At 72.9% G+C, this 23445-nt stretch carries 19 protein-coding genes; 4 read left to right on the plus strand and 15 right to left on the minus strand.

Features of this window, described 5'->3' with window-relative positions:
• Positions 1-9 precede the first annotated feature (9 nt).
• Entirely contained in the window at positions 10-444 is a 435-nt protein-coding gene (locus KGD84_RS20495; RefSeq protein WP_220562016.1) for a MarR family winged helix-turn-helix transcriptional regulator, read from the plus strand.
• Between the two features lie 129 nt (positions 445-573).
• The gene (locus KGD84_RS20500) at positions 574-1824 is read left to right on the plus strand and encodes an MFS transporter (protein ID WP_220562017.1); all 1251 of its coding nucleotides are present in this window, start codon (positions 574-576) and stop codon (positions 1822-1824) included.
• A gap of 1 nt (position 1825) precedes the next feature.
• Here the strand turns inward: KGD84_RS20500 and KGD84_RS20505 are convergent, their stop codons facing one another.
• The 6 genes from KGD84_RS20505 to rpmG all read right to left on the minus strand — a co-directional run bounded on the left by KGD84_RS20505 (position 1826) and on the right by rpmG (position 6810).
• Complete coding sequence (locus KGD84_RS20505; protein ID WP_220562018.1) at positions 1826-2476, minus strand: hypothetical protein; 651 nt, start codon at positions 2474-2476, stop codon at positions 1826-1828.
• Between the two features lie 88 nt (positions 2477-2564).
• The gene (locus tag KGD84_RS20510; RefSeq protein ID WP_220562019.1) at positions 2565-3398 is read right to left on the minus strand and encodes a MetQ/NlpA family ABC transporter substrate-binding protein; all 834 of its coding nucleotides are present in this window, start codon (positions 3396-3398) and stop codon (positions 2565-2567) included.
• A gap of 149 nt (positions 3399-3547) precedes the next feature.
• Complete coding sequence (locus KGD84_RS20515) at positions 3548-5926, minus strand: lysylphosphatidylglycerol synthase transmembrane domain-containing protein (protein WP_255646703.1); 2379 nt, start codon at positions 5924-5926, stop codon at positions 3548-3550.
• A gap of 181 nt (positions 5927-6107) precedes the next feature.
• Positions 6108-6278 (minus strand): 50S ribosomal protein L32, encoded by a 171-nt coding sequence (gene rpmF / locus KGD84_RS20520; protein WP_220562020.1) that lies wholly within the window; start codon positions 6276-6278, stop codon positions 6108-6110.
• A gap of 60 nt (positions 6279-6338) precedes the next feature.
• Complete coding sequence (locus KGD84_RS20525; protein ID WP_220562021.1) at positions 6339-6581, minus strand: type B 50S ribosomal protein L31; 243 nt, start codon at positions 6579-6581, stop codon at positions 6339-6341.
• A gap of 64 nt (positions 6582-6645) precedes the next feature.
• Positions 6646-6810: a 50S ribosomal protein L33 gene (gene rpmG / locus KGD84_RS20530; RefSeq protein WP_220562022.1), complete on the minus strand. Its 165-nt coding sequence runs from the start codon at positions 6808-6810 to the stop codon at positions 6646-6648.
• 180 nt (positions 6811-6990) lie between these two features.
• Between rpmG and KGD84_RS20535 the strand changes: the two genes are divergently transcribed.
• Positions 6991-8751 (plus strand): PhoX family protein, encoded by a 1761-nt coding sequence (locus KGD84_RS20535; RefSeq protein WP_220562023.1) that lies wholly within the window; start codon positions 6991-6993, stop codon positions 8749-8751.
• Positions 8752-8767: 16 nt separating this feature from the next.
• Here KGD84_RS20535 and KGD84_RS20540 read toward each other — a convergent pair whose 3' ends face one another.
• Both KGD84_RS20540 and KGD84_RS20545 read right to left on the minus strand, forming a co-directional pair.
• A complete protein-coding gene (locus tag KGD84_RS20540) occupies positions 8768-9514 on the minus strand; it encodes a YqeB family protein (RefSeq protein WP_220562024.1) in 747 nt (248 codons plus the stop codon).
• A complete protein-coding gene (locus tag KGD84_RS20545) occupies positions 9511-10707 on the minus strand; it encodes an amidohydrolase family protein (protein ID WP_220562025.1) in 1197 nt (398 codons plus the stop codon). Before KGD84_RS20545 ends, KGD84_RS20540 begins: the two co-directional genes overlap by 4 nt.
• 51 nt (positions 10708-10758) lie before the next feature.
• On the opposite strand from KGD84_RS20545, the gene KGD84_RS20550 reads away from it, so the two are divergent.
• Positions 10759-11394 (plus strand): TetR/AcrR family transcriptional regulator, encoded by a 636-nt coding sequence (locus KGD84_RS20550; RefSeq protein WP_255646704.1) that lies wholly within the window; start codon positions 10759-10761, stop codon positions 11392-11394.
• Positions 11395-11593: 199 nt separating this feature from the next.
• Here KGD84_RS20550 and KGD84_RS20555 read toward each other — a convergent pair whose 3' ends face one another.
• The 7 genes from KGD84_RS20555 to metH all read right to left on the minus strand — a co-directional run bounded on the left by KGD84_RS20555 (position 11594) and on the right by metH (position 23236).
• A complete protein-coding gene (locus KGD84_RS20555; RefSeq protein WP_220562026.1) occupies positions 11594-13351 on the minus strand; it encodes an ABC transporter ATP-binding protein in 1758 nt (585 codons plus the stop codon).
• Positions 13352-13392: 41 nt separating this feature from the next.
• On the minus strand, positions 13393-14406 hold the full coding sequence (locus KGD84_RS20560) for an ABC transporter permease (RefSeq protein ID WP_220562027.1): 1014 nt from the start codon (positions 14404-14406) through the stop codon (positions 13393-13395).
• An 85-nt stretch (positions 14407-14491) separates the two neighbouring features.
• On the minus strand, positions 14492-16243 hold the full coding sequence (locus KGD84_RS20565; RefSeq protein ID WP_220562028.1) for an ABC transporter substrate-binding protein: 1752 nt from the start codon (positions 16241-16243) through the stop codon (positions 14492-14494).
• A 113-nt stretch (positions 16244-16356) separates the two neighbouring features.
• Positions 16357-17415, minus strand: coding sequence for an ABC transporter permease (locus KGD84_RS20570; RefSeq protein ID WP_220562029.1), 1059 nt, complete (start codon positions 17413-17415; stop codon positions 16357-16359).
• A gap of 695 nt (positions 17416-18110) precedes the next feature.
• Entirely contained in the window at positions 18111-18614 is a 504-nt protein-coding gene (locus KGD84_RS20575; RefSeq protein ID WP_255646705.1) for a cellulose synthase, read from the minus strand.
• Positions 18615-18783: 169 nt separating this feature from the next.
• The gene (locus tag KGD84_RS20580; protein WP_220562030.1) at positions 18784-19476 is read right to left on the minus strand and encodes an HAD family hydrolase; all 693 of its coding nucleotides are present in this window, start codon (positions 19474-19476) and stop codon (positions 18784-18786) included.
• Positions 19477-19762: 286 nt separating this feature from the next.
• Positions 19763-23236 carry a methionine synthase gene (gene metH / locus KGD84_RS20585; RefSeq protein WP_220562031.1) on the minus strand — a complete coding sequence of 1158 codons (3474 nt, stop codon included), beginning with the start codon at positions 23234-23236 and terminating at the stop codon, positions 19763-19765.
• Positions 23237-23445 lie beyond the last annotated feature (209 nt).

Here is a 23445-nt window from a genome sequence, read left to right on the forward strand (position 1 = left end):
GCTGACCGTGTGAACGACCCGGATGTCGCCCGCCTGCTGGTGCGCGTGATCAACATCAGCAACCGCCTGGCGCGCTACGCCGCCCACGAGACCGGGGAGCGGACCTCCCCGGCGACTTGGCGGGCGCTGAGCGTGCTCCAGGAGAAGGGGCCGCTGCGGCTGGGCGTGCTGGCCGAGTTCTGCCGGGTGCGCCAGCCCACGATGACGGTGATCGTGGAGTCCCTGAACGCCTCGGGGTACGTGCTGCGGCGGCCGGATCCGGCGGACGGGCGGGCGCACCTGCACGAGCTGACCCCGGCGGGCGCCGAGGCGCTGGACGACTGGCGCCGCCGGGTCGGCGAGGCGCTGCTGCCGCTGTTCGACGACCTCTCCGAGCACGAGCGCGCCCTGCTGGCCGACGCGGTGGCGCTGCTGGACGGGCGGTTGCGGCGCGGCGAGGGCTGACCGGCTCCCCCGGTGCGCGCCGGGGAATGCGCGGGGATTAACATAGGTTACCTATATGAATTCCCGTGAGGGCCCCGACCGCAAGGCCGCCGTCCTCCCCACCTGAACCCGTGAAGGAGCCGTATCCCCATGGTGGCGGAGACCGCAACACCCACCGTGTCCACCCCGGAGGCGCCGTCCCTCCTCAGGCAGCCGCGGGCCGTCTGGGCCGTGGCGTTCGCCTGCGTGATCGCGTTCATGGGAATCGGGCTGGTCGACCCGATCCTGCCCGCGATCTCGCGCAGCCTCGACGCCACCCCCACCCAGACCTCGCTGCTGTTCACCAGCTACCTGGTGGTCACGGGCCTGGCCATGCTCGTCACCAGCTGGGTCTCCAGCCGCCTGGGCGCCAAGCGGACGCTGCTCGCGGGGCTCGCGCTGATCGTCGTGTTCGCCGCGGCCGCCGGCTCCGGGGACACCGTGGAGGCCGTCATCGGGTTCCGTGCGGGCTGGGGCCTGGGCAACGCCTTCTTCATCTCCACCGCCCTGGCCACCATCGTCGGCGCCGCCAGCGGCGGCTCCGCCGCGGCGATCGTGCTCTACGAGGCGGCGCTGGGCCTGGGCATCGCCACCGGGCCGCTGATGGGCGGGCTACTGGGCGGCGTCAGCTGGCGCGGCCCGTTCTTCGGCACCGCGGTGCTGATGGCGGTCGGATTCCTCACCATCGCCGTGCTGCTGCGCGGGGACACCGTCCCCAAGGGCGACCCGGTGCCGCTGTCGGCGCCGTTCGCCGCGCTGCGGGTGCCCGGGCTCCTGGTGCTGTCCCTGATCGCGCTGTTCTACAACATCGGGTTCTTCGCCCTGCTGGCCTACACCCCCTTCCCGCTGGGCCTGGACGAGACGGGGCTGGGCCTGGTCTTCTTCGGCTGGGGCCTGGGGCTGGCGGTCACCTCGGTGTTCGGCGCGCCGCTGCTGACCCGGCGGCTGCCGCGCACCGGCGTCCTGTGGGCCACCCTGCTGCTGCTCGCGGCGGACCTGGTGGCGGCGGGCGCCCTCATCGGTTCGCGACCCGGGCTGATCACCTGCGTCATCGTCGGCGGGCTGCTGCTGGGCGTGCTCAACACCGTGCTCACCGAGTGCGTCATGGAGGCGAGCGACCTGCCCCGGTCCGTGGCGTCCTCGGCCTACTCCGCGGTCCGCTTCCTGGGCGGCGCGGTCGCCCCGCCCGCCGCCTCGGCGATCGCGGTCGCCGTCTCCCCCGGCGCCCCGCTCTACGCGGCCGCCGGATCGGTGGCGGTGGCCGCGCTGATCGCCCTGGCCGGCCGCCGGGTCCTGCGCCGCGTGGACGACGGCCCCGAGCCCGCGGAGGTCGAGGCCGAGGCCATCACCCGCGGTGCCTGACCTACCCCGCCCGGCCCACCGACTCCCGTGCCCGGCGCAGCAGGTCGGCGGGATCGGCGGCGTCCGGGTTCAGCAGGGCCGCGGTCTCCTCGGTCGGCTCGCCCAGGACGGCGTCCACCACGGCGAACTCGTCGAGGGGGCGGCCGTAGTAGACCTGGAAGTGGTCGCGGTAGTGCATCTCGGGGGCCGGGTGGAAGAGGCCCTCCAGCAGCCACCCGGAGCCGTCGTCCATGTCGCCGGGGACCCCGGTCCCCCACCGGCCCGACCCGTCCCGCCACCAGATCAGCGCGCTCACCGAGAGCGGGTCGCCGCCGTTGAAGCCGGGGTCGGCGAGGACGTCCGCGAACTCCGCGGGCAGGAGGTCCACGGTCCCCGGCCGGTGCTCCTCGCCGTTGGCGTAGGGGCTCATCGGCGACTCGTGGTCGAAGCAGCGGATCACCGCGGACGTGTCGGAGAAGGCGATCGCGTAGTCGTCCCCTCCCCCGTTGGCCATGGTCGCCAGGTCCCACCCGGGGCGCGGGCCGGCGCGGAAGGCGTGCTTGCGGTAGGGGCTGTCCGGGGCGATGAGGAACTCCAGCAGCGCGATCCTGCGGGAGAGGTCCCGCACCCGGTCGGGCGCGGGCAGGCGGCGGGCGGTCTCCGGTGCGTTCATGCGGACCATTCAACCCCGCCCCGGTGACACGCGCCGCCCGCCCGCCCCGCCCTCGGGCGGGCCGGACGGGCGGGCGCCGGGGCGCGGGTCAGCCCTGGGCGGCGGGGATGACGCTGCCGCCGAACTCCTCCTCGATGAACGCCGCGGTCTCGGCCGAGGTGAGCAGCTCCACCAGGGTGGCGATGCGCGGGTCGTCGGCGTTGTCGGCGCGGGCGGCCAGGATGTTCACGTACGGGTTGTCCTCGAAGGCCTCCAGCAGGATGGAGTCCTCCTGGAAGTCCAGCCCCGCCTCCTGGGCGTAGTTGTTGTTGACGATGGCGGCGTCCACGTCGTCCAGCGAGCGCGGCAGCTGGGCCGCCTCGACCTCGCGGAATACCAGGTCCTTGGGGTTGTCCTCCACGTCGTCCAGGGAGAAGGTCGCGGCGTCGGCGTCCTCGGAGAGGGTGATGAGGCCGCCTTCCTGGAGCAGGAGCAGGGCGCGGAACTCGTTGGTGGGGTCGTTGGGCAGCGCGACCTCCGCGCCCTCGGGCAGGTCGTCGACCGCGTCGACGGTGCGGGAGTACAGCCCCAGCGGCGGCAGGTAGACCTGCTCGACGGCCACCAGGTCGGTGCCGTTGCCCTCGTTGTACTCCAGCAGGAACGGCTCGTGCTGGTACAGGTTGACGTCCAGCTGCCCCTCCGCCAGGGCGGCGTTGGGCGCGATGTAGTCGGAGTACTCGACGATCTCCAGGTCGAGGCCGGCGTCCGCGGCGAGCTCGGCGTCGACGAACCCGAGGATGTCGCCCGCGGGGACCGCGGTGGCGCCGACGGTGAGGACCTCGGTGCCCTCCGCGGGGGCGGCCGCGTTCTCGGAGGGGGCGCCGCAGGCGGCCACCGCCAGGACGGCGGCGGCGGTGGGGGCGGCGAGGGTCAGGCGGCGCATCGTCGGGGTCCTTTGCACGGTTCCGGTCGGTTATTTCCTACTTATCCGACCTTAAATCAGGACTAACCGCCGCCGCGACCGCGCGCGGACTTCTGTGACAAACCGCACGGATGGGTACTTTTCCGGCGTTCCTCCAGGTTACCGGCCCCTCAGACGGCCTCCCGCCGCTGGAGGTAGGAGAACGCCCCCCACCCTGGCAGCACCGGGAACCAGAACGTGAGCACCCGGAACAGCAGCACCGCGGGCAGCGCCACCGCCGCGGGGACCCCCGCCACCGTCGTCAGCCCGCCGATGAGCGCGGCCTCCACGGCGCCCAGCCCGCCCGGGGTGGGCGCCGCGGAGCCGACCGCGTTCCCGGCCAGGAACACCACGGCGACCGCCACCAGGCTCACCTGCGCGGCGTCCGGGGCGAACGCCAGCACCGAGAAGTACAGGCACAGCACGAACGCCACCGTCAGCAGCACGGTCCCGCCCAGCCCGATCGCCAGGGAGGCCGGCCGTTGCAGGGTGTCCAGCAGCCGGGGCAGCACCCCGCGCAGGTAGGGCCGCACCCGGTCGGCGATCGCCCGGCGCAGCTTCGGCGCCAGCAGCACCGCCGCGACGAGCACGGTGACGGCGATCGCGATGGTCACCACCGTCGGCGAGGGCGTGAACCCCGTCCAGTACGAGGTCCCGGTCAGGTAGGCGCACACCAGCAGCAGCGGCACGTGCACCAGCAGCCCGACCAGCTGGCCGAGCCCGACCCCCGACAGCGCCAGCGGGGTGGACGCCCCGGCCTTGATCGCGAACCGGGTGTTGACGGCGATCGACCCCAGCCCCGCCGGGGCGGCGATGCGCACGAACGACGCCGCGTACTGCACCAGCACGCTGCGCCACCAGGGCAGCCTGACCGGCACGAAGCCGATGAGCACCATCGCCGCCGCGACCATGCACACGGTGGACATCGCGAACGCGGCCAGCGCCCACCCCGGGTCGGCCCGGCCGACGGCGCTCAGGTCCACGCCGGTGAGCTGGTAGAGCAGGACCAGGCCGACCACGGTGGCGACGATGACGCTGACCACGGTGCGCGGCCGCATCCGCTCCACCCGCGCCGGTTCGGCGGGAGCCTCGGGGGCGACCTCGACCACCGCCTCGCGCAGCCGGCCGATGAGCCCCTTGCGGGCGCGCAGCGCGCGGCGCAGCGGGTAGGGCAGCCCGGGCGGTTGCAGGAACGGCAGGATCGCGGCGGTGGCGGGCACCCCCAGAGCGCGCACGGCGGAGGCGACGGCGCGTTCGGCGCCCACCCGGGTGGCCAGCAGGGCGACCAGGGCGGCGGAGTCCAGGGAGACGGTCAGGGGCGGCGCGGCCACCGAGCCGCGGCCCACCCCGGTGAACACGATCCCCCCGTGCTCCAGGTCGGTCCCGACGGTGGCCCCGTGCAGGTCGCCGTGGGCGATGCGGTGCCGGTGCAGCAGCCCCAGCGCCTCCCAGCAGCGGTCGAGCAGGGCGTCGGTGAACTCCTCCTCGGCCAGGTCGTCCAGGGGCCGGACCCCGGGCAGCTCGCGGACCAGCAGGACGGTGCCGGGCCGGGGCTCGCCGACGGCCAGCACCCGGGGGGTGGCCACCCCGGCGTCGCGCACGGCGTGGGCCATGAGGGCGGCGTGCTCGGCGCGGCGGCGCACCCCGTAGAGCATGCGGGGGGCGAAGGGGCCGCGCAGCAGCAGCAGGTCGCGCAGCCTCCGCCAGAACCCGGCGGTGTTCTCCGAGCCGAGCACGACGGCCTCGGCGCGCCCGCCGCCGGCCAGTTCGACCAGGTGGCGGGGGTCGCCCTCGGGGTCGGTCCCGGCCGGGACCACGTCGGCGGGCTCCAGGCCGAACCGGCGCAGCTCGGCGCGGATCGCGTCGTCGGCGGGGGGCGGGGTGCCCGCGCCGACGGCGTAGCCGAGCAGCCCGGCGCAGGTGGCGCCGGCGACGGCGGTGAGCAGCAGGGCGGGCAGGCTGGTGACCCCGGCCAGCAGGGCGCAGGCGGCGGCGGTGGCGGTGGCGGCCCACAGCAGGGAGCGCACGCGGGGCTGGCCGGCCGGCATGGTGAGGAGGTAGGCCAGGGCGGCGGCGACATAGCCCAGGGTGGCGCCGGTGAACAGGTCGCCGGGGGCGCCGGGCAGGCCCGGGGGGACCCGGTCGGGGCCGATGAGCGTGTACAGGACCGCGTTGACCAGGGAGGTGAGCGCGTAGGCGGCGACGGCGGCCGCGCCGGCCCGCAGCAGGTCGCGCAGGGCCCCGGTGAAGAGGGTGATCAGGACCGAGGCGCAGATCAGGACGATGAGGGCGAGGTTGGCGCCCAGCGCGGCGAGGAAGAGCGGTCCGGCGGGCAGCAGGGAGCGCAGGGCGTCGGGGCCGGCCTGGCCGTCGGTGGCGGCCCGGGCGGCGAGCAGGATCACCGCGATCACGCACAGTCCGCCGACCCCCACGAGGAGGTCGACGGGTCTGCGCGGAGCGCGCACTGTGGTGGGGCCGGGGGACGGGTCCCCCGTGGCGGTCGTCGTCACCCCACCAGCCTGCCCGACGGCGGGAGTGCACGGGCACCGGGACGGGGGCGTTTCGCGCGGTCCGTTCGGCGCCTCCCGGCCGCCCCGGCGCGCGGCGCCCCGGAGACGCGGACGGGGGCGCCCGGCGGGCGCCCCCGTGCCCGGGGCCGTGTCGGGCCGGGCCGTGTCGGGCCGGACGGCGTCAGGCCGGCGGGGGCAGCAGTTCGCGCCGGTAGGCCGGGACCAGGTTGCGCGGTACGAGGTACTCGCGTCCGCCCAGGGTGAGGGGCACCAGGTCGGGGGTCTTCGCCCGCCACTGCGAGCGGCGCGTGCGGGTGTTGGCGCGCGACATCCTGCGCTTGGGTACGGCCATCGTGTCCTGTCCTGGAATGTTCGGCGGCGGGGCCCGCGGGCCCCGCCGTCACCGTGTGTCTTACTTGTTGTAGCGGCGCTTGAAGCGCTCGACGCGGCCGGCGGTGTCCACGACGCGGGCGTTGCCGGTGTAGAACGGGTGGCTCGCGCTGGAGATCTCGACGTCGATCACCGGGTAGGTGTTGCCGTCCTCCCACTCGACCGTCTTGTCGCTGGTCCGGGTGGACCGGGTGAGGATGGCGAAGTCGCCGGCGCGGTCGCGGAAGACGACGGGGCGGTAGTCGGGGTGGATGCCCTTCTTCATGTCCGTGTGCCCTTTCCGGGGTCGGGGTGCGTGTACGCGGTGGCGGCCGGGGTGCGGCGCGGGGTCAGCGCTCTTCCCTGAAGTCGACGTGGCGGCGGACCACCGGGTCGTACTTGCGCAGGGTGAGGCGGTCGGGGTTGTTGCGCCGGTTCTTGCGGGTCACGTAGGTGTATCCGGTCCCGGCCGTGGACTTGAGCTTGATGATGGGGCGGACGTCGTTGCGCGCCATGGGACTCTCCTTCACCTGTGGACTGCGGGGCCGCTGTGCACCCTAGAAGGAAATGATAACCGTTTTTATTTCCTCCGCGCGACGCGAGTCCCGCCTGCGGGCAATTGGTTACTCTGTGTGGTTATCTCATCACTATTGGAGAGATTCGTCGCGAGCGCGACACACCCCCGGAGGGGACCCATGCCCGACCGCACCCGGCCGACCGCCGCGGCCGCACCCGCCGTGTCCCGGCGCAGCCTGCTCTGCGCCGCGGGCGCGGGGACCCTGGCCGCCGCCCTGGGCGGAACGCCCGTCCCGGCCCTGGCCGCCCCCGACGACGGGGCCCCGGGGTTCACCGAGGTCCCGGTGACCCGCACCGACCGGGTGACCGTCCCGGCCGGGTACACCGCCCGCGTCCTGCTGCCCTGGGGCGCGCCGATCGCCCCGGGCGGGCCCGTCTGGCGGCCCGACGCCTCGAACACCGCCGCCCACGCCGGGCAGCAGGTCGGCACCGGGCACAGCGGTCTGCACTACCTGCCGCTGGGCCCCTCCCGCGAGGGCACCCGCAACGGTGTGCTGGTGCTCGGGCACGGCGCGCTGGACCCGGCGCTGCTGCACCCCGACGGCGGCCGCGCCGACACCCCCGAGCGCGCCGCCAAGGAGATCGCCTCCCTGGGGGCGACCGTGGTGCGGGTCGAGCTGTCCGAGGGGCGCTGGCGGATGGCGCGCGACGAGCTCAACCGGCGGATCACCGCCGACACCCCCGTGGTGTTCTCCGGCCCCCTGGCCGAGCACGAGGCCTTGGACACCGGGGCCGAACCGCTGGGCACCACCGGCGGGTCCGCGTACGCGGTCACCCCCTGGCACACCTACCTGACCGGGGAGGACGCCTTCGCCGACGCCTTCGGGACCCGGGACCCCTCCTGGCGCCCGCGGTCCGAACACGAGGCCTACGGGCTGACCGCGGACTCCGCCCGCGGCTGGCACCGGCACCTGTCCCGGTTCGACCTGGCCCGCACGCCCGGGGAGGCCGACCGGTTCGGCTGGGTGGTGGAGATCGACCCGTTCGACCCGCAGGGCCCGCCCGCCAAGCGCACCGCGCTGGGGCGGCTGGGGCACAGGGGGCTGGTCGTCGCCCGGTCGCTGGGGCGCCCGGTGGTGTACATGACCGACGACGCCCACGTGTACAAGTTCGTCGCCGCCCGCCCCTGGAGGGAGGCGCGCGGACCGTCCGCGAGCCCGCTGGACGAGGGCGCCCTGTACGCGCTGCGGCTGGACGCGGACGGGACGGGGACCTGGCTGCCGCTGGCCCACGGCCGCACCGGGCTGACCGCCCGGGACGGGTTCGCCGACCAGGCCGCCGTGCTGCTGCGGGCCCGCCGGGCGGCCGCCGCGGTGGGGGCGACCGGGTTCCGGGGGCCGGGCCGCCCGGCGGTCCACCCCCGCACCGGGGAGGTGTACCTGCCCGAGGCCGGAGAGGGCGGCGGCGGCCGCCTGCTGGCCTGGACCGAGGGGGCGATGGACCACGCCGCCACCGTCCTGGCCTGGCGGGAGTTCGCCCGGGCGGGGCAGGGCACGGGGTTCGCCTCGCCCGGCGGGGTGTTCTCCGGGGCGGACGGGCGGCTGTGGATCACCACCGACGTGACCGGACTGGGCCGGGACGACGGCCGCGAGCAGCTGGGCAACAGCGCCCTGCTGTGCGCCGACCCGGACAGCGGACGGGTGCGCCGCTTCATGACCGGACCGCGCGGGTGCGGGATCGCGGGGGTGAGCGCCACCCCGGACCAGCGCACCCTGTTCGTGGCGGTGCGCGGGCCGGGGTCCTCCGACGCCCGCTGGGGCGAGCCCACCGCAGAGGACCCGCGGGCGGTCGGCAACTGGCCCGGGTTCGACCCGCAGGGCCGCCCCCGCTGCGCGGTGGTGGCGGTGCGCAAGGACGACGGCGGGACCGTCGGCACCTGACCGGCGGGGGCGGGGGTCAGACCTCGCGGCCGGGCAGGGCCCGCCAGTACTGGCGGTGCTCCCGGTCGCGCACCACCAGGCCCCGGTCGGCCAGCGCGGCGCGCAGCTCGGCGGCGTCGTCGGCGTCCTTGCGCTCCAGGGCCTCCTGGCGGGTGCGCAGCAGCGCCTGGGTGCGGGCGTCCAGGTCGGGGGTGCCGTCCAGCCAGCGCTGGAACGCGTCGGCGTGCGGGTCGCCCTCGGACCACGCGTAGCCGTGCGCCTCGAAGGCGGCGCGCAGCCGCTTCGCCTTGTGGTCGGTCCGGGCCCGCACCGCCTCGGCGGTGCCGGCGTCCAGGACCACCAGCTCCCGGCCGTCCAGGAAGGCGGTCCCGAAGCGCTCGCGCGGGACCTCGGCGGTCTCCCCCGAGGCGGTGACGCGCACGGCCTCCCCGTCCACCTTCACCGTGATGACCTCGTCGTACGACATCAGCGCCAGGAAGCACCCGGCCACCACGCCGATGACCGTCAGGACGGCGGTGAGGATCGGCCCGCTCACCCCCGCCAGCAGTTCGAGCTTGTCCGCCCCCGGGAGGAACGGCAGGGCCAGGACCCAGTCGGGCAGGGCGAGCAGCCAACCCGGGAGCAGGGACAGCAGTCCGCCCGCGGCCGCTCCCAGCGGCAGGAGGACGCCCCACACGGACAGGTGGTAGGCCGCACCGTGGCGGACGACGGCGGGCGGGGCGGCGGGCTGGGCGGTCACGTTCACTCTTTCCTCGGTGTTCACGGTGTCCCTCCTCGGCGGGGTCGGCGGCGGGCGACCGGGCGGCCGTCGCGCACGACCAGGGCGACCCGGCGCAGGGAGCCGGGGTCGGTGCGCGGGTCGCCGCGCACGATCAGCAGGTCGGCGGGGGCGCCGGGGGCCAGCGGGGCCCCGGCGCCCAGGGTGCGGGCGGGCCCGGTGGTGGCGGCCGCCAGGGCCTGCGCCGGGTCCAGGCCGCAGGCGGCCAGCAGCTCGATCTCGCGGACCAGGCCCGCGCCCGGGCGCACGGCGGGCATGCCGCTGTCGCTGCCCGCCAGCACGGTGCCGCCCGCCTCGTGGAACTCCAGGACGCGGCGGCGCAGGGTCCGTGCGGTGTCGGCGTCCAGCGCCGCCTCGGTGACGGCGAGGGTGGGCGCGAGGGTGACCCCGCGCGCCACCATGGCCTCCAGCATCTCGGCGGGCCAGCCGGCCAGCGGCCCGCGCGGCTCCAGGTGCTGGAGGTGGTCGACCCCGGCCTCCAGCAGTTCGGCCAGGTCCGGCAGGGTCCCCCAGTGGGCGACCACGGGGACGCCGTGCCGGTGGGCCTCGTCCGCGATGGCGGCCAGTACGGGCGGGGCGATCGGCTCCAGCGACCGCCGGGCGGGGTCGCCCCGGTCCTGGACGACCTTGACCACGTCGACGGGGTCGTCCCCGCCGGCCAGTGCCGCGACCTGTTCGCGGGCCTGTCCGGGACTGCGGGGGACACGGACCCAGTCGTCGCCGGGCGAGGCGCCGATGGTGGCGACCGGGTGGCCGCCCGGCGCGGTGAAGAGCGGTCCGGCGATGCGCACGCGCGGACCGGCCAAGGTGCCGTCCGCGGCGCGGCGGCGCAGGTCGTGGACCCAGGCGTTCTCGTCGCCCAGGCTGCACACGGTGGTGACGCCGTGGGCGAGGAAGGCCCGCCGCTTGCCCGGCTGGAAGCGCAGGTGGTCGGCGATCGCCCGGACCGTGGCGAGCGGGCCCCGGCCGTCGGGGGCGCCCAGGTGGACGTGGGTGTCCACCAGGCCGGGCAGGACGGTGCACCCGGGCAGCGGGACCTCGCGGGCCCCGGCGGGGACGGAGGCCACACCCACGGCGGCGATCCGGCCGTCCTCGATGACGAGGGCGCCGTCGACCGGTGCCAGGTCGCCGCCGGCCAGCGCGGTGACCCGTGTCAGCGCCACGGTTCCGGATTCCATGGACCCTCCTGTGGTGGACTCACTCCTAGTTGAGCATATAGTATCCTGTACATGCAACCAGGAAATGAGTCGGAGGGGTCCGGGGAGACGTTCGTGGAGGCCGCCCGGCGCGACCAGATCGTGCGCGCCGCCATCGCGACCATCGCGGACGAGGGGTACGCCAAGGCGTCGTTCGTGCGCATCGCCGGGCGGGCGTCGATCAGTCCCGGCCTGATCACCTACCACTTCAAGACCAAGGAGCGGCTGATCCGGCGCGTCATGCAGGACATCGCCGCCCGGCTCGACAAGGCCATGGAGGGCGGGGAGGAGCCGCTGGAGGGGTTCGAGGACGGCCTGCGCCGGATCATCACCGGCAACGTCGCCTACTGCGCGAGCAACCCCGAGGAGATGGCGGCCCGGCGGGAGATCGTGTCCGCCGCCACGTTGCCCGAGGCCCTGCGCGCCGAGCTGGACGCGGAGGAGCTGGCCGGGCGGGCCGAGCTGACCGGCTTCCTCACCGAGGGGCAGCGGTACGGGGAGTTCCGGGGGTTCGACCCGGAGGTCTTCACCGACGTGCTGTTCGCCGCGCTGCGGGGCGCCCCGGCCGTCCTGCGCGAGCGGCCCGGCGTCTCCCCCGACGCCTACGGCCGCGAGCTGGCCGACCTGTTCTGCGCCGCCGCCACCGGGCGCCCGCCCGCGGCGTTCTGAGGGTCCCGGCGAACGCCGACGGGGGCCGGCCCGCGGATCGCGGACCGGCCCCCGTCGTGGCCCGGTGTATCAGACCGTGTTCTCCCGAACCTCCACTGCGCTTCGGTCCGTGCCCGGCGCCCCCTGGGGGCGGGCCCCCGGCCCCGCCGGGCGCCTGGCGAACCCCCGGCGGCGCGGGAGGGCGTTCGGGGAACAGACCCTAGACGGCCTGGGCGCGCAGCGCCTCGCGCTCGGCGCGCTGGCTGCGGGCCTCGTCCGGGTCCAGCAGCGGAGCGGCCGCCAGCAGCTGGCGGGTGTAGTCGCTCTGCGGGTTCTCGTAGATGGAGTCGCTGTCGCCCAGCTCCACGATCTCGCCCTTGCGCATCACCGCGACCCGGTCGCTGACCTGGCGCACCACCGCCAGGTCGTGGGCCACGAAGATGTAGGTCAACCCGAAGTCGTCCTGCAGCTCCGACAGCAGACGCAGCACCTGGTCCTGGGTGGACACGTCCAGCGCCGACACCGGCTCGTCGCAGATGATCAGCTTGGGCTTGAGGATCAGCGCCCGCGCGATCGCGATCCGCTGGCGCTGACCGCCCGAGAACGCGTGCGGGAACCGGTTGTAGTGGTTCGGCTGGAGCCCGACCCGGTCCAGCAGCTCCTGCACCTCGCGCTTGATCTTCTTGGTGTCGCGCTCGCCCTGCACCCGCAGCGCCGTCCCGATCGCGTCGCCCACCGTCACACGCGGGTTCAGCGACGAGTACGGGTTCTGGAACACCATCTGCACATCACGCCGCAACGGACGCAGCGCGCGCTCGGACATGTGCGTGATGTCCTGGCCCTCGAAGACCACCCGGCCCCGGGTGGGCTCCAGCAGGCGCATGACCATCCGCGACAGCGTGCTCTTGCCCGAGCCCGACTCGCCCACGATCCCCAGCGTCTCACCCTTGTACAGGTCGAAGCTGACGCCGTTGACGGCCCAGAAGTCGGTGGAGCGGCCCATGGCCCCGCCGCGCACCTTGAAGCGCTGGGCGACGTCCTCGACCTTGAGCAGCGGCTCGCCGTCGGTGGAGGCGGGGGTGAACGCCTCGAACTTCGCCGGGTCGGTGACGGTCCCCTCGCGCTTCTCCTTCTCCAGGCGGTCGGCGCGGTCCTGGGCGCGGCGCTGGGCCCGGGAGACCTCCACCCGCGGCACCGCCGCCAGCAGCGCCTGCGTGTAGGGGTGCTCCGGCGCCGACAGCACCGTGCGCACGTCCCCGCGCTCCACCGCCACACCGTGGCGCATCACCACGACCTCGTCCACCGACCCCGCCACCACGGCCAGGTCGTGCGAGACCAGGATCAGGGCCATCCCCAGATCCCGGCGCAGCTCGTCCAACAGGTCCAGGATCCGCGCCTGCACCGTCACGTCCAGCGCCGTCGTCGGCTCATCGGCCAGCAGCACCTTGGGATCGCACATCAACCCCATCGCGATCACCACACGCTGGCGCATACCACCGGAGAACTCGTGCGGATACGAATTGATCCGCTTCTCGGGCTGGGGGATCCCCACCCGGTCCAGCGCCTCGACCGCGCGCTTGAGCGCGACGGACTTGGACGCCTTGGGGTGGTGGACCCGGTAGGCCTCGACCAGCTGGTTGCCGATGGTGTACTGCGGGTGCAGCGACTGCATCGGGTCCTGGAAGACCATCGCGATGTCGTTGCCGCGCATCGCCCGCAGCTGCCTGTCCGTGGCGGTCACCACGTTCTTCCCGGCCACCTCGATGGCGCCGGTGATCTTCGCCCGGCTGCCGCGGTGCAGGCCCATCAGGGCCAGCGAGGTCACGCTCTTGCCCGAGCCCGACTCGCCCACGATGCCGAGGGCGCCCCCGGCGGGCACCTCGAAGGACAGTCCGTTCACCGCCTGGACGTCGCCGTCCATGGTCGGGAACGTCACCCGCAGGTCGTCCACGCGGACGACGGGCTCGGTCGAGGCCATGTCACATTCCTTCACTAGAGCTGATCGGTACCGGCGCGGGGTCAGGCCGCGATGCGCACCCGCGGGTCGACCAGCGGGTACAGCAGGTCGACGATCAGGTTGCAGACGACGATGAAGACGGCGCCCAGGAGCGTCACACCGAGCACGACCGGCAGGTCCTTGCCGATGATCGCGTCGATGGCGTAGGCGCCCACGCCCTTGAGGGAGAACACCTTCTCCGTGAGGATGGCGCCGCCCAGGACCAGGCCCAGGTCGAGGCCGAAGATCGTCAGGATGGGCGTGAGCGCGGGGCGCAGGGCGTGCTTGAAGATCACCTTGCGCTCGCTCAGGCCCTTGGCCCGGGCGGTGCGGATGTAGTCCTCGCCCAGCACCTCCAGCATGCCCGCGCGGGTCTGGCGCGCGTACTGGGCGGCGTGCAGGAACGCCAGGGTGATCCAGGGCAGCAGCATCGCGGTGAACCAGGCACCGGGGTTCTCGGTCAGCGGCGTGTAGCGCGGGACCGGGAGGACCTTCCACTCGTGGACGATGAAGGCCAGGGCCAGCAGGCCGGTGAAGTAGATCGGCAGGGACACGCCCACCAGGGCGGTGCCCATCGCCAGGCGGTCGAAGAGGCTGCCCTTCTTGACCGCGGACAGGACGCCGACGGCCACGCCGCCGATGAGCCAGATCACGGCGGCGCCGAGCGCCAGGGACACGGTGATCGGCAGGCGGGCGAGCAGCTGCTCCAGCACGGGGCTGTTGGTGGTGAAGGAGTAGCCCAGGCAGGGGGCCGCGCACTCCACCGTCTCCCGGCCGAACTGGAACTGGTCGCCGAAGACCAGGGACCGGATGAAGTCGAAGAACTGCACGATGACGGGCTGGTCCAGGCCCAGCCGCTCCACCGTGGCGTCGAGCGCCTCGGGGGTCGGGGCCTTGCCCACGTACATCGCGGCCATCCCGCGCGGGGTCACGCCCGCCCACTTGGGCAGGACGTAGAAGATCCAGAAGGTCACCGCCGTGACGACGGCGAGCAGCAGCAGTCCCGCACCGAGGCGGCGAAGAATATAGTTCAGCATCGCGGTCGGCGGCGGGGGTCCACGGGGCCGTGGACCCCCGCCGCGTTCACCTGCCTTCTCGTACTAGTTCAGGCCGGTAGGGGCGTTAGCCCCGGTTCACGCCGAGGGCCATGTAGTCGTACATGGCGTAGGACGACGTGTAGTAGACGTTGGTCAGCTCGTCCGAGCGGTAGAACATCGCGCGGTCGAACACGACGGGCAGGATGGCGGCCTGCTCCATCACCAGGGTGTCGATCTGGCCGTAGATGTCGGCGCGCTCGTCCGGGTCCTCGGTGGTGAGGGCCTGGTCCCAGAGCTCGTTGACCTCGGGGTCGTCCAGCTCGGAGGTGTTGTAGTTACCGGTCTCCTGGATGGCGTCGCCGGCGGTGATCTTGTAGCCGAAGCCGTAGCCGCTGGCCCAGTCCGGGATCCAGCCCGAGACGCTCAGGCCGATGTTGTTCTCACGGACGTAGTCCTGGGAACCGGCGTACTGCGCGAAGAAGTCCTCGGCCGGGAAGGTCTTGATCTCCAGCTCGATGCCGACGCGCTTGAGCGACTCCTGGAGCGACTCGGCCGTGGCCAGGTCGTTCGGGCGACCGTCGCGGACGGCGATGACGGTGTCGAAGCCCTCGGGCTCGCCGCACTCCTCGAGCTTCTCCTGCGCGGCCTCGAGGTCGCCCTTGTTGTCCTCGGACGGGTAGAGGTTGGCCTCGGGGTCCGAGCCGGGGATGGTCGGCGGGAGCAGGTTGGTGGCCAGGTCGCCACCGGTGTCGCCGCCCCAGGCGCGGTGCAGGCTGTCACGGTCGGCCGCGTAGGCGATCGCCTGGCGGCAGGCCGTGTCGAGGACCGGGGTGTGGACGTTGACGTAACGCAGGGCACCGGACAGCGGGTTGTCCAGGTTGTCCTCGTAGGTCCCCAGGTCCTGGAGGAACTGGCTCTTCATGGCCGGGCCGACGCCCACGCCGGACAGGTCGACGTCGAGCTCGCCGTTGACCAGGCGCTGGTCGATCTCGTTCTGCTCCACACCGATCTCGACGGTGACCTCGTCCGGCAGGGCCGGGCGGATCGGGTCGGTCTCGGGGTCCCAGTGCTCGTTGCGGACCAGGTTCAGCTTCACGCCGGGCTCGTAGGCGCCGTCGAACTTGTACGGGCCGGAGGAGAGGACGTTCTCCCGGTACAGCGCGCCGCGGTCGGCCTCCTGGGGCACCGGGGCGGTCTGCGGCTGGGTCAGGATGTAGGGGAACTCCGAGAAGCTCTCCTTGAGGTGGAAGACCAGGGTGTAGTCGTCCGGGGTCTCGACGGCCGTGAAGGTGGCCATCGGGTCGTCGACGTCGTAGACGTTGAACGGCTCCTGGTCGAGGCTGGACTCGAAGTAGCGCGGGCCGTTGGGCAGCTCGCCGCCGTTGTAGTTGGAGCGGGCGATCGCGTACTTGATGTCCTGGGCGGTGATCTCGGAGCCGTCCTCGTACTTGAGGCCCTCCTGGATCTTGACCGTCCACTCGGTGAAGTCCTCGTTCGGCTCGGGCATGCCGGCGGCGAGGTCCGTGGTCAGCTCGGTGGACGCCTCGGCCGGGGCCGGGGTGAACGCCAGCAGCGTACGGGCGTAGTAGCGGGTGAAGTTCCAGCTGAAGCCGTAGTACGTGTCGCCCGGGTCCGTGGAGTCGAAGTCCGACGAGATGGCGTACCGCAGGGTGCCGCCCGTCTGGTCGGACGGGTTCACGATCTGGGTCGAGCCGGCGTCGTACCCGGCGGCCGCGGCGGCGTCGCCGGACTCGCCGGTGTCGCCGCCACCGCACGCGCTAAGGAAGATGGACGCCGCCGCACCGAGTGCGACGAAGCCGAGGGTGCGTTTCCTCAAGGAACTGCCTCTCTTGCGAACCTGATGTGGGGATGGGTGGGACCGTCCGGGGCCGAGTGCGCCCTTGCCGTGGTGCGGGCCGAGCGGGTGTGCCGCGCACCGGGCGCACGGGCCTAGTCGGAGGTCTTGGGGTCGAAAGCGTCTCGGAGGCCGTCACCGAACAGGTTGAACGCGAGCACGGTGATGAAGATGGCCAGGCCGGGGAAGATGATGAAGTAGGGGGCGGTGGCGTAGTAGTCGACCGCCTCGGAGAGCATCTTGCCCCAGCTGGGAGTGGGCGGGTTGATGCCGACGCCCAGGAAGCTCAGGGCCGCCTCGAACAGGATGTTCGTGGGGATGAGCAGGGTGGAGTACACCACGATCGGGGTGACGAGGTTCGGCAGGATCTCCTTGAACAGGATGTGCCGGTTGCTCGCGCCCAGGCTCCGGGCCGCCTCGACGAACTCCCGCTCGCGCAGGGAGAGTGTCTGGCCGCGCACGATGCGCGCGATGTAGGGCCAGTTGAAGAACCCGATGATGAAGACGATGACGCCGACGCGCAGTCCGTTCCCCTCCAGGCCGAGGAAGCCGTTGGGGATGACGCCGACCAGCGCGATCGCGAAGAGCATCAGCGGGAAGGCCAGGAAGATGTCCATGGCGCGGCTGATGACGGTGTCGATCCAGCCGCCCTTGTAGCCGGCGATGATGCCGAGCAGGGTGCCCAGGACGACGCACAGCAGGGTGGACAGGAACGCCACCAGCAGGGAGATCTGCGCGCCGTAGACGATGCGGCTGAACAGGTCGCGGCCGGTCTTGGGCTCCAGGCCCAGCAGGTGGTCGCCGCTGATGCCGCCCCAGGTGTCGACCGCGGGGAGCGGCTGGCCGGGGGCCGGCTCCCGGTTGTTCGGGTCGGCGTAGGGCAGGCCGGTGTTGGGCTCCATCAGGTCCTGGTTGAACTGGGTGGGCGGCTGCCCGAACCACTTGACCAGGAGGGGCGCGAGGATCGCGGCCAGGATGAGCAGCACGACGATCACGCCGGACACCATCGCGACCTTGTCCTTGCGCAGGCGCTGCCAGGCGATCTGGCGCAGGGACCGGCTGTCGGCGTCACCGCGCCCACCCGGCGCCTTGACGCCCGCGGCGGCGGCCTCGGGCCGCTCCGCCGACTCTGGGGCATGCGAGGGCGCGCTCATCAGGCCACCACTCTCCACTCATACGCTTCTGGCCGAGGGGGGACAGAGCCCACACGTGAGGCCTGTGGGGGGTGACCCATGCGGGTCTCACGGGTGGGGCCGGCCGGTTCTCGACGCTGGCTGGCGTGGGCGCCGGGTCCGCGGTGCGGGAGGATGACCCGTCACCGTGGGCCCCGCCCGCGGAGGTGTCCGGTTTCATACGAGGAGTTGGACACGACCACAGGACGTTCCGCCCGGGTTGTTACACAGCGACAAACCTACTCGCCCCGTGGGTGCATATCGTCCAATCTCTGGCCATGTAGCTAAATCGTGACAAAAGCACGGAAAAGTCTCATATAACTACAAATGCCTAGATAGCTCGCATTCGTCGGATGACCGCCGCGAGCTGGGGAGACACGGGTATATCGCCGGGCCAACCATACGTGCGTGATCCACCCACGTCATCACCGGGTCGGACAAGCTATGGCAAGTGCTATGAGTCCGCCCATGTCGATACGTTTCCGTTACTGTACGGAGTCCTTCCTGTTTGCTGGGGGTCCTCCAAGCATGGGGTTTCTGTCACCCTCTGTGATTACGGACGACCCCTGGGGCACCAGTGGCCAGAGGGGCGTAAGATGCGCGGTCACCCCCGACACGCGACGGGGCCGCCCCGCGCGGTGCGCGGAGCGGCCCCGGACGACGGACCGGCGGTCGGGCTACTCGATGCCGTGCTTGCGGAGCAGGTCCTCGATGTCGCCGAACTCGGAGAGGTCGTCCTGCTTCTTGCCGCCCTTGGGGGCGGCGCCCCCCACCTGTCCCTTCGGGGCGGTCGGCGCTCCGGCCGCGGGGGGCGCGGCGGCCCCGCCCTCCTCGGCGGCCCCGGGCTCCCTGGCCCGGCCCCGGGTGCCCACGCCGCGGGCGCGCATGAACCCGGAGACGACGTAGAGCACCACGGCCAGCCCGGCCAGGGCCACGCCGGCCCACACCATCGGGTTGAAGATCAGGCCCATCAGGATGCCCAGGATGCTGAGCACGAACTGCCACACGGCGTTCATCAGCCCCAGCAGCCCCGCCGCCAGCGGCACCAGCGACCAGGCCACACCGCGCAGGCCCGAGGCCGGGCCCTTGGCCCGCCACACCAGGAAGCTGATGACGAGGCCCACGAGGGTGAGGCCGCCGCCCAGGATCACACCGGTCATCGTCGTCAGAGTGTCAGGCATGGCACCAGTCTCCCACTCCACACCGCCGCGCACATCGGGCCGATCCCCTAGGGCGATCCCCCCATCCGGGCCCTCTACCCGGGCCGGCGGGGCGGTGCGGGAGCCCGCTGGTCACCACCGTACCCGCGGCGGGCCGGCCCCGCCGGGACGGCGCACCACGGGCGGCGGGTCAGCGGTCGGCGACCAGGGACTCCAGCCACTCCAGGTCCACGCCCACCAGGCCGTCGCGGAACACCACGCCCTCGCGCGGCGGGATCTCCACGTGGTCGGGCACCGCGACGGTGACGCACCCGGCGTCGGCCGCGGCGGTCACGCCCACCAGCGAGTCCTCGAAGGCGACGCAGCGGCGGGGGTCCACGCCCAGGCGGCGGGCCGCCCGCAGGTAGGGGTCGGGGTGGGGCTTGTTGGCCTCCACCTCGTCGCCCGCCACCGAGTCGTCGAAGCTCTCCAGGCCGATGCCGTCGATGGCGTCGGCGACCAGCTCGCGCTCGGTGGAGGTCACCAGCGACACCGGGACCCCGGCGGCCGACAGCATGCGCACCAGTTCCTTGGCCCCCGGGCGCAGCCGGGCGCCGCCCGAGAGCTTGGTGCGGAAGCGCGCGTACAGCAGGTCCGCGACGTCGCGCGGGGTGAGGTGGTCGGCGCCGGTCAGCTCGATGATGTAGCGGCCCACGGGCTCGGCGGCGTTGCCCACGTTGGCCTCGTGGTCGCGTTCGGTCCACACCCCGCCGAGTTCGGCGACCGTCTCGGCCTCCGCCTCGTTCCACAGGTGCTCGCTCTCGATGAGCGTGCCGTCCATGTCCAGGAGCACCGCCTGTAGGCGGCGCTCGGCGGTCGGGTGCGGGCTGCTGGTCTCGGTCATGCGCTCGGCGGCGGCCCCGGGCGGTGCGGGCGCGCCGCGCTCTCCCCTCGGATGCGGTGGTCTCGTCGGCACGGCGGTCGGCCCTCCATGCTGGCCGGTCGGGGGTGCCCGCCCGTGAAGCCGGGCTGTCGCCGTCCTTTCCACCGTACGAACTCTCGGCCCGCCGCGGGGGGCCGAGGGCCGCGTATCCGCCGAGAGGTGCCCCACACCCGCGCGGGCCCCGTGTCCGGGCACGGCCGCGGCCGGGCACGGGGCCCGGCCGCGGTGCGCTGTTCTCCAGGGGAGGTCAGACGTTGAAGTACGTCGCCTCCGGGTGGTGGACCACGATCGCGTCAGTGGCCTGCTCCGGCACCAGCTGGAACTCCTCCGACAGGTGCACGCCGACCCGCTCCGGCTCCAGCAGGCGCATGATCTTGGCCCGGTCCTCCAGGTTCGGGCAGGCGCCGTAGCCCAGCGAGAAGCGGGCGCCCCGGTACCCGAGCTTGAAGAACGCCTCCAGCTCGGCCGGGTCGTCGCCGGCGAAGCCCAGCTCGGCGCGGACCCGCGTGTGCCAGTACTCCGCCAGCGCCTCGGTGAGCTGCACCGACAGGCCGTGCAGTTCGAGGTAGTCGCGGTAGGCGTTCTTCTCGAACAGCTCGGCGGTGGCCCGGCTGATCGCCGACCCGACGGTCACCACCTGGAAGGACACCACGTCCAGCTCCCCCGACTCCTTGGGCCGGAAGTAGTCGGCCAGGCACAGGTGCCGGTCGCGGCGCTGGCGCGGGAAGGTGAACCGGGTGCGCTCGGTCCGGCCCTCCTCGTCCAGCACCACCAGGTCGTCGCCCTCGCTGTAGCAGGGGAAGTGCCCGTGCACGACCGCGGCCTCCAGCAGGCCGTCGGTCTGGATGCGGTCCAGCCACATCCGCATGCGCGGGCGGCCCTCGGTCTCCACCAGCTCCTCGTAGGAGGGGCCCTCGCCGCCGCGGGCGGCCTTGAGCCCCCACTGGCCCATGAAGGTGGCGCGCTCGTCCAGGAACGCGGCGTAGTCCGCCAGCGGGATGCCCTTGCTGATCCGGTCACCGAAGAACGGCGGGACCGGCACCCGGTTGTCGGTGGCCACGTCGCTGCGGGCGGGCATCTCCTCGGGCTCGGTGACCTTCAGGGAGGCGCCCCGCTTGACCCGCCGCTGGCGCAGCTCGGGCAGAGCGGCCCCTTCCTCCCCGCGCTTGACCGCCATGAACGCGTCCATCAGGCGCAGGCCCTCGAAGGCGTCCTTGGCGTACCGCACCTGGCCGTCGAACACCTCGGCCAGGTCCTGCTCCACGTAGGAGCGGGTGAGCGCGGCGCCGCCCAGCAGGACGGGGAACCGCTCGGAGATGCCCCGGGAGTTCATCTCCTCCAGGTTCTCCTTCATGATCACCGTGGACTTGACCAGCAGCCCGGACATCCCGATGACGTCGGCGCGCTCGCGCTCGGCCGCCTCCAGGATCGCCGACACCGGCTGCTTGATGCCGATGTTGACGACGTCGTAGCCGTTGTTGGACAGGATGATGTCGACGAGGTTCTTGCCGATGTCGTGCACGTCGCCCTTGACCGTGGCCAGGACGATGCGGCCCTTGCCGTCGGCGTCGCTCTTCTCCATGTGGGGTTCGAGGTAGGCGACGGCGGCCTTCATGACCTCGGCGGACTTGAGCACGAACGGCAGCTGCATCCGGCCGGAGCCGAACAGCTCGCCGACGGTCTTCATGCCCGCGAGCAGGGTGTCGTTGACGATGGACAGGGCGGGGCGCTGCCGGAGCGCGTCGTCGAGGTCGGCCTCGATGCCGGTGAGCTCGCCGTCGATGATGCGCCGCTCCAGGCGCTCCCACAGCGGCAGGGCGGCCAGCTCCTCGGCCCGGGAGGCCTTCATGGACTTGGCGTCGACGCCCTCGAACATCTCCATGAACCGGGAGAGCGGGTCGTAGTCGCCCTCGCGGCGGTCGTAGACGAGGTCCAGGGCCACCTCGAGCTGGTCCTCGGGGATCTGGTTGATCGGCACGATCTTGGAGGCGTGCACGATCGCCGAGTCCAGCCCCGCCTGGACCGCCTCGTGGAGGAACACGGAGTTCAGCACGATGCGGGCGGCGGGGTTGAGGCCGAAGGACAGGTTGGACAGGCCCAGGGTGGTCTGGACCTCGGGGTAGCGGCGCTTGAGCTCGCGGATGGCCTCCAGCGTCTCGATGCCGTCGCGCCGGGTCTCCTCCTGGCCGGTGGTGATGGGGAAGGTGAGGCAGTCGATGATGATGTCGCTGGTGCGCACCCCCCATTCACCGGTGACCTGGTCGATGAGGCGGGAGGCCACCCGGACCTTCCAGTCGGCGGTGCGGGCCTGGCCCTCCTCGTCGATGCACAGGCCCACGACGGCGGCGCCGTGCTCCTTGACCAGGGTCATGATGCGGGTGAACCGGGAGTCGGGGCCGTCGCCGTCCTCGTAGTTGACGGAGTTGACGACCGCGCGCCCGCCCAGCGCCTCCAGTCCCGCCTCCAGCACCGGGGGCTCGGTGGAGTCGAGCATGATCGGCAGCGTGGAGGAGGTGGCCAGCCGGGAGGCCAGCTCGCGCATGTCGCGCACGCCGTCCCGGCCGACGTAGTCGATGTTGAGGTCGAGCAGGTGGGCGCCGTCGCGGATCTGGTCGCGGGCCATCTCCACGCAGCCGTCCCAGTCCTCGGCGAGCATCGCCTCACGGAACTTCTTGGACCCGTTGGCGTTGGTGCGCTCGCCGATGGCCAGGTAGCTGGCGTCCTGGCGGAAGGGGACGCTCTGGTAGAGGGAGGAGGCCGCGGCCTCCAGGACGGGCCGGCGGTCCTTGATGCCGCGGCCCTGCACCCGCTCGACGACCCGGCGCAGGTGCTCGGGGGTGGTGCCGCAGCAGCCGCCGACCAGGCTCAGGCCGAACTCGGAGGTGAAGGTGTCGTGGGCGTCGGCCAGCTCCTCCGGGGTGAGGGAGTAGACGGCGCCGTCGGGGCCCAGCTGGGGCAGGCCCGCGTTGGGCATGCAGGAGATCGGCAGCCGCGAGTAGTGCGACAGGTAGCGCAGGTGCTCGCTCATCTCGACCGGGCCGGTGGCGCAGTTGAGGCCGATCATGTCGATGCCCAGCGGCTCCAGGGAGGTCAGCGCGGCGCCGATCTCCGAGCCCATGAGCATGGTCCCGGTGGTCTCGATGGTGACCTGGGCGATGACCGGGACGTCCCGGCCCAGGGCCTTGCGCGCCCGGTTGGCCCCGACGACGGCCGCCTTGACCTGGAGCAGGTCCTGGCAGGTCTCGATCAGGACCGCGTCGGCGCCGCCGTCGATGAGGCCGCGGGCGCACTGCTCGTAGTGGTCGCGCAGGAGGGAGTAGGGGGCGTGGCCCAGGGTGGGCAGCTTGGTGCCCGGGCCCACGGAGCCCAGCACGTAGCGGGGCTGGTCCGCGGTGGAGTAGGAGTCGGCCGCCTCACGGGCGATGCGGGCGCCGGCCTCCGCGATCTCGTAGGTGCGGTCCTCGATGCCGTACTCGGCGAGGCCGCCGTAGTTCGCGGAGAAGGTGTTGGTCTCGACACAGTCCGACCCCACCGCCAGGAAGGCGGCGTGGGTGTCGTGGACGATGTCCGGCCGGGTGATGTTGAGGATGTCGTTGCATCCCTCGTGCCCTTGGAACTGGTCCAGGTCGAGATCGTGCGCCTGGAGCATGGTCCCCATCGCGCCGTCCGCCACGACGACTCGCTGGGAAAGTGCTTCACGGAAGGTCAGGCGAGCTTTCATAGTCCGCAACTCTAATCTCGGGGCACCCGGGGGATCCGGTGCTCGACCCCCCGTATCCCCGTGTCCGATCGGTGGCTTGTGGGGTGCCCGTGCCGGTGCAGTCCGGCTCTCCCCGTCCCGTGGTCGCGTGCCGAGCAGTGGCGGGCTCGGTCGGACCCGTGGAGCGGTGGCGGCGAGGCCGCCGGGCTGGTCGCTCACTGGACCCGTCC

This window comes from Nocardiopsis changdeensis (assembly GCF_018316655.1).
In the GTDB taxonomy this organism is placed as follows: Bacteria; Actinomycetota; Actinomycetes; order Streptosporangiales; family Streptosporangiaceae; genus Nocardiopsis; species Nocardiopsis changdeensis.

Excerpts from the sequence above, each read along its gene's own strand:
- KGD84_RS20500 (WP_220562017.1), top strand. The coding sequence starts at position 574 with ATGGTGGCGGAGACCGCAACACCCACCGTGTCCACCCCGGAGGCGCCG.
- KGD84_RS20505 (WP_220562018.1), bottom strand. The coding sequence starts at position 2,476 with ATGAACGCACCGGAGACCGCCCGCCGCCTGCCCGCGCCCGACCGGGTG.
- KGD84_RS20510 (WP_220562019.1), bottom strand. The coding sequence starts at position 3,398 with ATGCGCCGCCTGACCCTCGCCGCCCCCACCGCCGCCGCCGTCCTGGCG.
- rpmF (WP_220562020.1), bottom strand. The coding sequence starts at position 6,278 with ATGGCCGTACCCAAGCGCAGGATGTCGCGCGCCAACACCCGCACGCGC.
- KGD84_RS20525 (WP_220562021.1), bottom strand. The coding sequence starts at position 6,581 with ATGAAGAAGGGCATCCACCCCGACTACCGCCCCGTCGTCTTCCGCGAC.
- rpmG (WP_220562022.1), bottom strand. The coding sequence starts at position 6,810 with ATGGCGCGCAACGACGTCCGCCCCATCATCAAGCTCAAGTCCACGGCC.
- KGD84_RS20535 (WP_220562023.1), top strand. The coding sequence starts at position 6,991 with ATGCCCGACCGCACCCGGCCGACCGCCGCGGCCGCACCCGCCGTGTCC.
- KGD84_RS20545 (WP_220562025.1), bottom strand. The coding sequence starts at position 10,707 with ATGGAATCCGGAACCGTGGCGCTGACACGGGTCACCGCGCTGGCCGGC.
- KGD84_RS20550 (WP_255646704.1), top strand. The coding sequence starts at position 10,759 with ATGCAACCAGGAAATGAGTCGGAGGGGTCCGGGGAGACGTTCGTGGAG.
- KGD84_RS20555 (WP_220562026.1), bottom strand. The coding sequence starts at position 13,351 with ATGGCCTCGACCGAGCCCGTCGTCCGCGTGGACGACCTGCGGGTGACG.
- KGD84_RS20560 (WP_220562027.1), bottom strand. The coding sequence starts at position 14,406 with ATGCTGAACTATATTCTTCGCCGCCTCGGTGCGGGACTGCTGCTGCTC.
- KGD84_RS20570 (WP_220562029.1), bottom strand. The coding sequence starts at position 17,415 with ATGAGCGCGCCCTCGCATGCCCCAGAGTCGGCGGAGCGGCCCGAGGCC.
- KGD84_RS20575 (WP_255646705.1), bottom strand. The coding sequence starts at position 18,614 with ATGCCTGACACTCTGACGACGATGACCGGTGTGATCCTGGGCGGCGGC.
- KGD84_RS20580 (WP_220562030.1), bottom strand. The coding sequence starts at position 19,476 with ATGACCGAGACCAGCAGCCCGCACCCGACCGCCGAGCGCCGCCTACAG.
- metH (WP_220562031.1), bottom strand. The coding sequence starts at position 23,236 with ATGAAAGCTCGCCTGACCTTCCGTGAAGCACTTTCCCAGCGAGTCGTC.